The organism is Pseudomonas sp. Pse79, assembly GCF_024519615.1.
Lineage (GTDB): Bacteria > Pseudomonadota > Gammaproteobacteria > Pseudomonadales > Pseudomonadaceae > Aquipseudomonas > Aquipseudomonas veronii.
Window position 1 is genome coordinate 54,897 of the sequence record NZ_JALJRR010000021.1, and the last position, 11,353, is coordinate 66,249.

Below are 11,353 nucleotides of genomic sequence, written 5' to 3' on the forward strand. Positions count from 1 at the left end.
TTCTTCAGGATGATTGCTTTAAATAATGTTCCTGTGTTTTTTCAGGAACATTTTAGTATGCCCAGCAGGGGGGGCGGTGTTTTCGAGGTTGGACTTGCGGAACTACCATTGGTCGATTTTACGCAGCTTTCAAGTAATAACTGTCAATTCTGACAGTAGGCGAGTGCCCTGATCCAAGCGTTAGATAAACAGAGTTCCTGGCCCGCGAGGGCCAGCCCCGATGGTTATCTAACGCTGGACAGGAGTCTTATCGTGGCTAAAAAACCGATCCCTGAAACTACACCTTCCGCGCAAACGGCGAGGGTTGCGTCTCCTCCAACAGCCAACGCCGCCGCTGCGGAGTTGCCCGTTGCAATCATCGAATTCGCCCAGAACAACAGTGTGCTTTATCCCCTGGATGCAGCCCAAGGCACGACCGCGACGCTGACGCTGCCGGCCGGCAGCACCCAGGTCGTTGTGCATTTCGCGATCAAAGACCAGGCTGCCCCGACATTCCCGCCGATCAATGTGGCGAGCGGCGACGTGGCCGAGATTCCGTGGCAATGGATCAGTACCTGCATCGGGCATACGGTGCTGATCTGGTATGAGGCTGTCGTCAGTGGTGTGCGCAAAGAGTCGCTGGTGCTTGAGCTTGAGATCCAGCACGTCCGCGAAGAGGATCTGCGTGAGTCTATGCCTGAGTTTGTGCATGCCGAGTTGGAGTGGAGCACGTTGTGGCTGAATATGTTCACCTTCGAGGGCGATGAAACCATCCGGATCAAGGCCTGGCCGATGATCCGGGAAGGGGAGCGCTTGTTTGTGGTGGTCGCCGGTAATCAGCATCAGGTGCCGTTCAGGTTTTATTGGGTGGCCTATGACCACCTTGTGACCGCGGAGGAAGCGCATCCGGGGTTTGTGTTCGAGTTCAGTTTGTCGCGTGGCTGGCTCTCACGCCTGGAAGACTACTCGTCCCTTACCTGCCATTTGGGGGTTATCTGGGACGGCACTGCGCCAGGTGAGCCGGTGTCGGCTGACAACCCGCTACCGGACAATGCCCAGGATTTCCATCAGCGCTCTACGACGCTGCTGCGCGTTGATCCGCAGTTGCATCTGGTTGCGCCGCACCTACGGGAGTCGGTGGAGCTACCTCCCGGTCACTGGCAGGTGAACCCGACCAATACCACCCAGGGCGGCCATGCAATCGTGGTCTACGACGGCATGAGCGAAGGTGATTACGTGTGCGCTTATGCCTCCGGGCCGAATTATGGGCCGGTGTCCCTCGGTTGCCAGGAGGTGAGTCGGGGGGCGGTGAGCCTGTCATTTGACGTGCCTCCCGAGATCATCGCTGCGCTGTTCAACCGGAACTTGACACTGAACTACAGCGTTCAATTCGGTGGTTTTCTGCCCCAGTACTCTCCGGAGCGGGTGATCAAGGTACTGGGGCCTCAACTGACCTCGCCGGATATCGAAGAGGCAACGGCGGGAGAGTTGAACCTCAAGACGTTCACGGCGAATGCCACGGGGCTGGTGCCGATCTGGGAGTACGCCGCCGAGGGGCAATGTTGCTGGATGTGGGTGACCGGCGTGCGTCTGGATGACAGCCCTTACCGGTTTGACATCCTGATGGATGAACCCCTTACGGCGCGCTGGCTCAGAGAGGGGGTTGATGCGCCCATCCTACGGGCAGAACTGAAAAAACTAGCGGACTGCAGTGAGTTCGTCCTGCACTTTGCCGCAAGCTTCGATGGTGCGTGCAATCGGGCGACGGCCCTTGAATTTACACCGAAGTCCTTCACGATCGTCCAAGAGCCCAGTGTGTTGCTGGCGCCCAGCGTCACCGAGGCAGTGGGCAGCGACTTGACCGTCTGGAACGGACGCGACGGTGTACATGTGGCGGTGGATTACGTCGGCAGCCATCCCGGCCAGAGCATCAGTGTGTGCTGGACCCGCCCCAACGGCAGTTGCTGGCCGTTGGCCGCCGAGCCTGGCAGCGCGTCGGGCGCGGTCATCTTTTTCGTGCCGCGCGAAGCGGTGATCGAGAGCATCGGCAAAACGGTGAAGATCAATTACACCGTGACCAGCGCCTGCCAGATGCAGACCTCGGCTGATTTGAACTTGCACGTCAGTGTTCCGGTGCGTCTGCCGACGCCGGTTGTGCCGCAGGCGACGCCTCCCGCCGTTCAAGGCGGTATTTTGGATCTGCGTAGTTTTACTGGGGATGCTGAAATCACCATAGAGCCGTGGTGGTTCATTCTGCAGGGGCAGATTGGTTGGTTGGAATGCGTGGGCACTGCCGAAAATGGCGCGCCCTACACCATCAAAGTGTCCATTGCCGAGCCGATTACTGAGGTGTCCGGTGGATTGACGAAGCTGCTCCCGCGTGCAGAGCTGGAGAAACTGAAGAATAGAACCGATCTGGTCATTGCGTTCAAGGCGACGCCAGATGTGGGTGGCGTTGTGGGTAATGCGATTGCCTTTCCGCAGTTGCGGTTGGCGTTCCATAAGGCATTTTATGACCACACTGACTTTGATCCGAACGGCAAAGGTTGGAATGCTTGGCAAAGAGGGCCGGGTGCCGCAAATATCAAGGATCTGGTGCTTAAAACAGGGGCGGTTCCCGGATCGTCAAATGGGTATTATCTGCAAGACTGGGGTTATACCAACACGACCAATCCTGTCACTCAGCGCGTGAAGTTATACAAAGACTTCACCCAACTGGAGGCGGGACGTGACTATAAGTTCAGTGTCTGGGTCCGTGAGACAAATGGGGCTCCTGCGCCTCGTTTGGTACTAGTGGCCCAAGGGCTGGAAATTTCTCCAATAACCGAACCCGGCAGAACTTGGCAGTTGCTCGCAGGCGTGTTTACCGCCACTTCAACCAATGCTCTACTCACCTTCGATAATCTTAGGATGGGGATAGATCCAAATAATGACTACGATATAACAGGTATGACTGTCGAAGAAGTTTGATCAAGCGACATTGAAGGGCATCAAGGAAATGGCCTCCTCGAAACGGAGGCCTTTTCCGTAAACCGTCGAGGGGTTACTTCGGCCCGAGAATTTTTATCAACTTATCTGGCGACGGCGCCCCTTGCTGTTGCTGCAAGCCGCCCTTGTCATCCAGATAGAAAATCGCTGGCGTCGCCGACAACTCCAGCTCATCCATCAACTTCATATTGGCCTCGAGTTTGGCTTCAATCGCCGCCGGGATTTTGTCCAGCGCCTGCAACTTGCTGCCCTTGCCAGCGGCTTCGTGTTCTTGCAGGGCTTTTTGCGGGTCCTGGCTGGCCAGCAAGGCGGCGGATTTGCCTGGGCTGTCTTGGCGGATGATGCCGACCATGATGTGGCGCAACTGCACCTTGCCGGCCTTGACCCAGGGCCGCGCCTGTTCCCAGAACATGTTGCAGTACGGGCAGTTGGGGTCGCTGAACAGGTAGACCGTGCGCGGCGCGTTGGTGTCGCCGTCCTGGATCCAGCTGCTTTTTTCCATCTTCGCCCAGACTTCCTTGGCCATCGGCGCGTACACCAATTGTTCCAGGGGCGCGCTGCTCAGGTCATTGCCCTGGGCGTCGTACAGGGTGCCGGCGAGCACGCTTTTGCCGTCGGCGCTCAGGTACAGCGCCATGCCGCGGTTCTGGTACTGCGCGGCGTAGCCGGTGAGGCCGCTGGGGGCGTCGAACTTGCCGAGGATCTTGGCGCCCTTGGCTTCGATCTGTTTGATCGGGGCCGGCCAGTCTTCGGCCTGGGCCAGGGTGGCGGCCATGCTCAGTGATAACAGGGTCAGCAGGTGGCGGAGGCGGGGCATGTCGGTTTCCTTGTAGGGGGCGTGACGGCGGGGGCGGTGTCGAAGGGTTCCATGGCACGGGCCAGGCTGGCCTGGGACAGTTCGCCGAGGTGGCTGTTGATCAGGCGTCCATCGGCTTGGTAGAACAGCGTGGTCGGCAAGGCCATGGAGCCCACGGCCTGGCCGAGGCGGCCGCTGGCGTCGAACAAGACGTTGTCCAGGGTCAGGCCCTGGGTCGCCAGGTAAGTGCTGACGCTTTGCATGCTTTCGGCCTGGTTGACGAACAGGAACGTCACGTCGGGGCGTTGGCGTTGGGCGCGTTCCAGTACTGGCATTTCCCGACGGCACGGCGGACACCACGTGGCCCACAGGTTGATCACCAGCGGGCCGCCCTGGTAATCGCCCAGTTGCACCACCTCGCCGTTGGCGTTGCGCAGGGTGATGTCCGGCAGGCGCGAGCCCTTGTCATACAGGCTCAGCGACAGGCTGGTCATGCCCCAGAACAGCAGGCCGGTGATGACCCCGGCACTCAACGGTTTGCGCAGGGCCGGGCGGCGCCAGCCATACAGCAGCGCGCCGAGGATCAGTGCAATGACGCCGGGCCAGGCGAGAAAGCCGCCGTCGCGCAGGTCGACGATCTGCAACGGGTCGTTGCGGTAGTAACTCCAGTACATCAGCACAAAGCTGACGCGGGCCGTCAACATGCCCAGCAGGAACAGGCTGAACAGCACCGACTCCGGGTTCTCCCCGCCACGCTTGGCCACGCGCCAGCCCACCAGGGTGGCGAGAATCAGCGCGCCGATCAGCAGGATGTGATTCAGGGCGATGGCGAAGGTGCCGATGGTCAGGGTCAGCATCAGCGGGCGTCCCGCGTCTGGGTCCAGCGTTGCAGGAACGTATCGGCATCGACTTCGCCGGTAATGCGTCGGGCGCGGCGTTCTTCACCGTCCGGGCCGATCCATACGAAGCTCGGTGGCCCCGGCACTTTGTAGCGATCGAGCAGTGCGCGGCTGGCGGCGTTGTCGGCGGTGACGTCCAGGCGCAGCAGGCGCACGTCTTTCAAGGCGTCCATTACGTGGGGTTTGCCGAACACCTGTTTTTCCATGATCTTGCATGACACGCACCAGTCGGCGTAGTAATCCACCAGCACCCATTGGCCCTGGGCCTTGGCGCTGTCGAGCTGGCTTTGCAGCACGGCCGGGTCGTTGATCGTCATGAACGCATCGTGGGCACTTGGCGCGCCGCTGATCCGCGAGCCGCTGTAGACCTTCAGCGGTTGCCACACATCGTCGCTGCCACCTGCCGCACCGACCAGCAGCAAGCCGCCCCACAACCCGAGCACCACGGAAACGGCGCCGGACAGCATGGCGACCCGCCCGAAATCCTGGGCCAGGCGCCAGCCGCAATAGGCCATGGCCATGGCCAGCGCGCCCCACAGGCCGAGCCACAGGTTTTCCCCGACCACCGGGCGGATCATCAACACGGCGGTGGCCAGGAACAGGAAGCCGAACACGCCCTTGAGCACGTTCATCCAGGTGCCCGGCTTGGGCAGGAAGCGGTTGCCCACGGTCACCAGCAGCAACAGAGGCACGCCAATGCCGATGCCCATGGCGAACAGGATCAGCCCGCCGTGCAGGGCATTGCCGCTCTGGGCGATGTAGAGCAGGGCGCCGGCCAGGGGCGCGGTCATGCAGGGGCCGACCAGCAGGCCGGACAGGGCGCCGAGCACTCCGGCGCCGATCAGGCTGCCGCCGCTCTGGTTGCGGCTGACGTTGTCGAGGCGATCGCGCAGGGCCACCGGCAGTTGCAGTTCAAAAAAGCCGAACATCGGCAGGGCCAGGATCACGAACAAGGCCGCGAAGCTGCCGAGTATCCACGGGGTTTGCAGCAGCGCCGCCAGGTTGCTGCCGAGCAGCGCGGCCAGTACGCCCAGCGCGGCATACACCAGCGCCATGCACACCACGTAGCTGCCGGCCAACGCAAAACCGCGACGCGGGTTGGCCCCGCTGCCGACCACCAGGCCGGCGAGGATCGGCAACATCGGCAACGAACACGGGGCAAACGCCAGCAACAGGCCCAGGCCGAAGAACACCAGCAGGCTCCACCCCAGGCTGCGCTGCTGCAGGCCGCTGGCCAGGCTTTGGTCCTGGGCTTGTGCGGTGGCGGCGACGGCCGGGTTGCCGCCCAGGTCCACGGTCATCGACTGTGGCGGGTAACACAGGCCGGCATCGGCACAGCCCTGCCAGCCCAGCTTGACCTGGCCGGTCGTCCCCGCCGGAATCTTCACTTCGAGGCCTTGGCGGTATACTTGCTGTTCGCCGAAGAACTCATCGCTATGGGCTTCACCCTCGGGCAGCGCGGGTTTTTCGGCGAGGCCGTCGAACTTCATGCGTTGTTGGTACAGGTAATAACCATCGGCTATCTGCCAGAACAGCTGGGTTTCGCCGGACTCCAGGCGTTCGGACGTCAAGGTGAAGGCCTTGCCCACCGGGAGGAAGTCGGGTTTGGTCTCGAACGGGTTACCCGGCGCAGCCTGGGCGAATCCCGCGAACAACATCAGCAGTAAGGTAAATAGATGCCGCATGGTCAAGCCTTAGTTCGATGCAAGTGAGGCACACAATGTGTGGCGTTGATTAACCGATGATTAACCGGACGCTATTCTAGAGCGTAGGGATTATCTGATGTTGCGAACTTTGCCGGCATAATGCGCGCTTAATCGATCTGTCTTCTAATCCCCCGCATCTTTCATGAAGGGTTCAGCATGCACGTACTGGTCTGTGAAGACGACGAACTGATCGCCAGCGGCATCGTGGCCGGCCTCGGTGCCCAGGGCTTTACCGTCGAGCGCGTGGCCACCGCCGCCGCCGCGCGGGCGATGCTCAAGGCTGCCGAATTCGACATCATGGTGCTCGACCTCGGGCTGCCCGACGAAGACGGCCTCAAGTTGCTGCAACAACAGCGCAGCCAGGGCCTGGAAATTCCGGTGCTGATCCTCACCGCGCGAGATTCGGTGACCAACCGCGTCGACGGCCTGCAAGCCGGCGCCGATGATTACCTGCTCAAGCCCTTCGACCTGCGCGAACTCGCCGCGCGCCTGCAAACCTTGCTGCGGCGCGTGGCCGGGCGCAGCGTCAACCTGATCGAACACGGCCGCCTCAGTTACGACCCGAGCAGCCGCGAAACCCTGCTGGCCGGGCAGCCCGTGGACCTTTCCCGCCGTGAACAAGCGCTGTTGCAGGCACTGCTGCACAACAAGGGTCGCGTGCTCTCCAGCGAACAGCTCAAAGACAGCGTCTACGGCTTCAACGACGAACTGGAAAGCAACGCCCTCAACGTGCATATCCACCATCTGCGGCGCAAATTGGGCAACGGCATCGTCGAAACGGTGCGTGGCCTGGGCTACCGCCTGGGGCCGGCGGATGGTGGAGAGAGCGCTTCGTGATGAGCCTGCGCCTGCGCCTGACCTTCAAGCTCGGCGCCGCTTTTGTGTTGATCTGGGCGCTGGCGGCGGCCTGGATGCTCAACGATCTGCGCAACCAGATGATGTTCTCCCTCGACCAGCGCCTGGTCGCGTCGGCGCGTATGGTCGCCGGTTTGATGGAGCAGATGCCGGGCCTGGCGAGCAGCGCCGAGGGCAAGCACTTCAGCGCCGAGCAACTGAACGTGCCGGGCGGCATGGCCTGTCAGGTCAGTTCCTTGCGCGGCGAAGTGTTGGCGCGCAGCCACACCACGCCGGACCAGGGGCTGGAATCCCATCGCAGCGGTTTTCGCGACCAGATCATCGACGGCGCGGCGTGGCGCAGCTTCACCCTGGCCCGTGGCGATCTGTTCATTACCACCGCCGACCGCCAGGTGGAGCGCGAGGCGTTGAACCTGTCGATCCTGCTGGCGGCCTCGGTGCCGGTCGGCGTGGCGTTGTTGGGCTGCCTGTGCCTGCTGTGGCTGGGGATCGGTCAAAGCCTGCAGCCGCTCAATCGCATGCGCGATGCATTGATGCGGCGCAGCGCCGATTCCCTCGAACCGTTGCAGATCCACCCGCTGCCCAGCGAGCTGAAACCGCTGCTCGACACCCAGAACCAACTGTTGCAGCGCATCGCCAAGACCATCGAGCGCGAACGTCGCCTCACCGGCGACGCCGCCCACGAACTGCGCAGCCCGCTGACTGCGATCAAGACCCACCTGCAAGTGGCGCGCATGACCGACGGCGCGGCCCGCGACCAGTCCCTGGCCCATGCCGAGGAGGGCGCCGACCGCCTGCACCGCACCCTCGAGCAATTGCTGTTGCTGGCACGGGTGGAGGGCAGCCTGTCGTTCGACGACGGCGTGCAGTCGAGTGCCGAGCAAGTTGCACGGCTGGCGATCCAGGATGCCAACGCCGGCGACAACCAGCGCATCGACCTGATCCTGCCGGACGACCTCAGCGATACCCCGCTGGAAATGCCGGTGGGCCTGGCCGTCGCGGCCCTGCGCAACCTGCTGGACAACGCCCTGCGCCACACCCCGGCCGATACCCGGGTGGAGCTGAGTGTGTTGATGGCCGGCGATCAGGTGGTGTTCCGCGTGCGCGACCACGGCAAACAGATCGCCAGCGAAGACCTGCAATACCTGACCCAGCGCTTCTGGCGCAACGGCAACAGCGAGGGCTGCGGCCTGGGCCTGGCGATTGTGCAGGCGATCGTCCAGCGCTGCTCCTGCTCGTTGACGTTCGACAGCCAGCCGGATGGCCTGCGGGTCGATCTGGGCATGCCGCTGCGGCGCTGACCCGCGTTCTTTCGTGTGCCAAATAGTTACCGCCCGCCTGACGTTCAACCCTTCAGGATGGCGGTCATTGTTTTGCGCTTGAACGGGCCGAATGACTCGGCCTGTACCGAAAAGGACGCTTCTTATGTTGGTCATCGATACCAGTTTTCCCGCCAAGGACTTCAACGCACGCAACGGCGAGCCCGTGGCGCAAGTGGTCCTGCATTACACCGCCGCGCCCTTTATGTCATCCCTGCACACCCTGACGCGACACGGCGTCAGCGCGCACTATCTGCTGCCCGATCCGGCCGAGCCCGGCTACCGCGCCGCCGGTTACGACGAGTTGCGCGTGTTCCGTCTGGTGGATGAGGGCCAGCGCGCCTGGCATGCCGGGGCGAGCCACTGGGGTGGGCGGGACAACCTCAATAGCCGCGCGATCGGCATCGAGGTCGTCAACCTGGCGCGGGATGAGGGCGGGGTGTTTACCTTTCCTGCGTACCCTCGGGAGCAGGTGGAGGTATTGATTGAATTGCTGCGCGACATTCTCGCGCGTTACCCGCACATCGGCCCGAGCGACATCCTCGGGCATTCGGATGTGGCGTACTGGCGCAAGAGCGATCCGGGGCCGCGCTTGCCTTGGCGCGGCCTGTTCGAGGCGGGCGTGGGGGCCTGGTTCGATGAAGCAACGCGGGCGATGTATCAGCGCCGCTTTTGTGTCGGGTTACCGCCCGAGGTGGAAGTGGAGCGGGCGTTTCAGCGCTACGGGTATAAACCGGCGCAGAATCGCCAGGCGTTCGAGCTGCGGACCCGCGCGTTTCAAATGCACTTTCGGCCCAGGGATTACGGCGGGGCCCTGGATGCTGAGACGTGTGCGATTTTGTATGCGCTGAATGACAAGTATCGGGGCCTTTGACAGCGAGCGCGGCTCAATTGGCGGCGCTTGATCCGTCCGTTAACCGCCATAACTCCTAAATCCATTCGACGCTGGTGCGTTTCCACAACAGGCAATCCGCGCGCAGGCCCTTGGGCCAGATGCCAACGGATCGGCAGTTTGGTCACCATCACCCGCGTATCGAGGGATCCAGAGATGTCAGTCGCTACCAGCCAAATCGCAGACGCTCGGGTGCAGGTCAGCCCGGCGCCCGTGGAAACGCTCTACCAGTTCGACGAAAGCCCGCTGCTGGCACGCCAGCGTCAGCAGGAGTCCAACGCCCGCAGCTACCCGCGGCGCATCCCTTTGGCACTCAAGCGCGCCAAGGGCATCTACGTGGAAGACGTGGAAGGCCGCCGTTTCATCGACTGCCTGGCCGGAGCGGGCACCTTGGCGTTGGGGCATAACCACCCGGTGGTGATCGCCGCCATCCAGCAGGTGTTGAGCGACGAACTGCCGTTGCACACCCTCGACCTGACCACCCCGGTCAAGGACCAATTCGTGCAAGACCTGTTCGGCCTGTTGCCGGCCGCGTTGGCGCAGGAAGCGAAAATCCAGTTCTGCGGCCCCACTGGTACTGACGCGGTGGAAGCCGCGTTGAAGCTGGTACGCACCGCCACGGGGCGTAGCACGGTGTTGTCGTTCCAGGGCGGTTATCACGGCATGAGCCAGGGCGCGCTGAGCTTGATGGGCAGCCTGGGGCCGAAGAAACCCTTGGGCGCCTTGCTCGGCAATGGCGTGCAATTCCTGCCGTTCCCCTACGATTACCGTTGCCCGTTCGGCCTGGGCGGCGCGCAAGGCGTGCGGGTCAACCTGCATTATCTGGAAAACCTGCTCAACGACCCGGAAGCCGGGGTGCTGTTGCCGGCGGCGGTGATTGTCGAAGTGGTGCAGGGCGAGGGTGGCGTGATCCCGGCGGACCTCGACTGGCTGCGCGGCCTGCGGCGGATTACCGAGCAGGCGGGTGTGGCGTTGATCGTCGATGAAATCCAGAGCGGTTTCGCGCGCACCGGCAAGATGTTCGCCTTCGAACACGCGGGCATCATTCCGGATGTGGTGGTGATGTCCAAGGCCATCGGCGGCAGCCTGCCGTTGGCGGTGGTGGTGTACCGCGACTGGCTCGACACCTGGTTGCCGGGCGCCCATGCCGGCACCTTCCGTGGCAATCAGATGGCGATGGCGGCAGGGTCGGCGGTGATGCGCTACCTCAAGGAGCACGACCTGGCCGGCCATGCGGCGGCGATGGGCGAGCGCCTGGCGGAGCAGTTGCGCATCCTGCAGCGCGACTTTGCGCAATTGGGCGATATTCGCGGGCGCGGGCTGATGCTCGGCGTGGAACTGGTGGACCCGAACGGCGCGCCGGATATCCAGGGCCACCCGCCGGTCCACCGCCAACTGGCGCCGCTGGTGCAGCGCGAATGCCTCAAGCGCGGCCTGATTCTGGAACTGGGCGGCCGCCATGGCAGCGTGGTGCGCTTCCTGCCGCCGTTGGTGATCAGTGCCGCCCAGATCGACCAGGTCGCCGAGATCTTCGGGCGTGCCCTGGCTGCGGCGGTCGCCAGCCTCTAATTTTTTACCCGCCTGGTACGTTCCTACAGATATCAGCGCTGCGCGTGGTGCGCAGCCGGCCTTTGAGCGATGGAGAACAGCAATGACCTCAGTATTCGACCGCGACGACATCCTGTTTCAGGTAGTGGTCAACCATGAAGAACAGTATTCGATCTGGCCCGACTACAAGGCCGTGCCGGAAGGCTGGCGCACCGTGGGCAAGAGCGGCATGAAGAAGGAGTGCCTGGCCTACATCGAAGAGGTCTGGACCGACATGCGTCCGTTGAGCCTGCGCCAGAAAATGGACGGCACCGCACTGGCTTGAGCCCGCGACACTGACATCAGCGAAGATCCAATGTGGGGCTCGACCG

Annotated in this window: 9 protein-coding genes; 6 read left to right on the forward strand and 3 right to left on the reverse strand. The window is 62.7% G+C overall.

The features are described 5' to 3' along the window. The first annotated feature begins 252 nt into the window (after positions 1–252). Positions 253–2,949 carry a hypothetical protein gene (locus NR164_RS22970; RefSeq protein WP_256823304.1) on the forward strand — a complete coding sequence of 899 codons (2,697 nt, stop codon included), beginning with the start codon at positions 253–255 and terminating at the stop codon, positions 2,947–2,949. Positions 2,950–3,022: 73 nt separating this feature from the next. Here NR164_RS22970 and dsbG read toward each other — a convergent pair whose 3' ends face one another. The 3 genes from dsbG to dsbD are packed head-to-tail and all read right to left on the reverse strand — an operon-like array spanning position 3,023 to position 6,347. Then, complete coding sequence (gene dsbG, locus NR164_RS22975) at positions 3,023–3,784, reverse strand: thiol:disulfide interchange protein DsbG (protein ID WP_256823305.1); 762 nt, start codon at positions 3,782–3,784, stop codon at positions 3,023–3,025. After that, the gene (locus NR164_RS22980; protein WP_046382546.1) at positions 3,760–4,620 is read right to left on the reverse strand and encodes a TlpA disulfide reductase family protein; all 861 of its coding nucleotides are present in this window, start codon (positions 4,618–4,620) and stop codon (positions 3,760–3,762) included. Before NR164_RS22980 ends, dsbG begins: the two co-directional genes overlap by 25 nt. Further along, positions 4,620–6,347 (reverse strand): protein-disulfide reductase DsbD, encoded by a 1,728-nt coding sequence (gene dsbD, locus NR164_RS22985; protein WP_057003883.1) that lies wholly within the window; start codon positions 6,345–6,347, stop codon positions 4,620–4,622. Before dsbD ends, NR164_RS22980 begins: the two co-directional genes overlap by 1 nt. 177 nt (positions 6,348–6,524) lie before the next feature. Here dsbD and NR164_RS22990 point away from each other — a divergent pair, with 177 nt between their 5' ends. From NR164_RS22990 to NR164_RS23010, 5 genes are all read left to right on the forward strand, one after another. Continuing rightward, positions 6,525–7,205, forward strand: coding sequence for a response regulator (locus NR164_RS22990; RefSeq protein ID WP_046382548.1), 681 nt, complete (start codon positions 6,525–6,527; stop codon positions 7,203–7,205). Beyond that, positions 7,205–8,524: an ATP-binding protein gene (locus NR164_RS22995; protein ID WP_046382549.1), complete on the forward strand. Its 1,320-nt coding sequence runs from the start codon at positions 7,205–7,207 to the stop codon at positions 8,522–8,524. Before NR164_RS22990 ends, NR164_RS22995 begins: the two co-directional genes overlap by 1 nt. A gap of 124 nt (positions 8,525–8,648) precedes the next feature. Beyond that, the gene (locus NR164_RS23000) at positions 8,649–9,416 is read left to right on the forward strand and encodes an N-acetylmuramoyl-L-alanine amidase (protein WP_102618024.1); all 768 of its coding nucleotides are present in this window, start codon (positions 8,649–8,651) and stop codon (positions 9,414–9,416) included. A gap of 174 nt (positions 9,417–9,590) precedes the next feature. Continuing rightward, positions 9,591–11,003: an aspartate aminotransferase family protein gene (locus tag NR164_RS23005; RefSeq protein ID WP_046382551.1), complete on the forward strand. Its 1,413-nt coding sequence runs from the start codon at positions 9,591–9,593 to the stop codon at positions 11,001–11,003. An 82-nt stretch (positions 11,004–11,085) separates the two neighbouring features. After that, on the forward strand, positions 11,086–11,307 hold the full coding sequence (locus tag NR164_RS23010) for an MbtH family protein (RefSeq protein WP_017845810.1): 222 nt from the start codon (positions 11,086–11,088) through the stop codon (positions 11,305–11,307). Positions 11,308–11,353: the final 46 nt, after the last annotated feature.

Coding starts and splice junctions, on each gene's coding strand:
- NR164_RS23005 (WP_046382551.1), top strand. CDS start 9,591: ATGTCAGTCGCTACCAGCCAAATCGCAGACGCTCGGGTGCAGGTCAGC.
- NR164_RS22995 (WP_046382549.1), top strand. CDS start 7,205: ATGAGCCTGCGCCTGCGCCTGACCTTCAAGCTCGGCGCCGCTTTTGTG.
- NR164_RS22990 (WP_046382548.1), top strand. CDS start 6,525: ATGCACGTACTGGTCTGTGAAGACGACGAACTGATCGCCAGCGGCATC.
- dsbD (WP_057003883.1), bottom strand. CDS start 6,347: ATGCGGCATCTATTTACCTTACTGCTGATGTTGTTCGCGGGATTCGCC.
- NR164_RS23010 (WP_017845810.1), top strand. CDS start 11,086: ATGACCTCAGTATTCGACCGCGACGACATCCTGTTTCAGGTAGTGGTC.
- NR164_RS23000 (WP_102618024.1), top strand. CDS start 8,649: ATGTTGGTCATCGATACCAGTTTTCCCGCCAAGGACTTCAACGCACGC.
- NR164_RS22980 (WP_046382546.1), bottom strand. CDS start 4,620: ATGCTGACCCTGACCATCGGCACCTTCGCCATCGCCCTGAATCACATC.
- dsbG (WP_256823305.1), bottom strand. CDS start 3,784: ATGCCCCGCCTCCGCCACCTGCTGACCCTGTTATCACTGAGCATGGCC.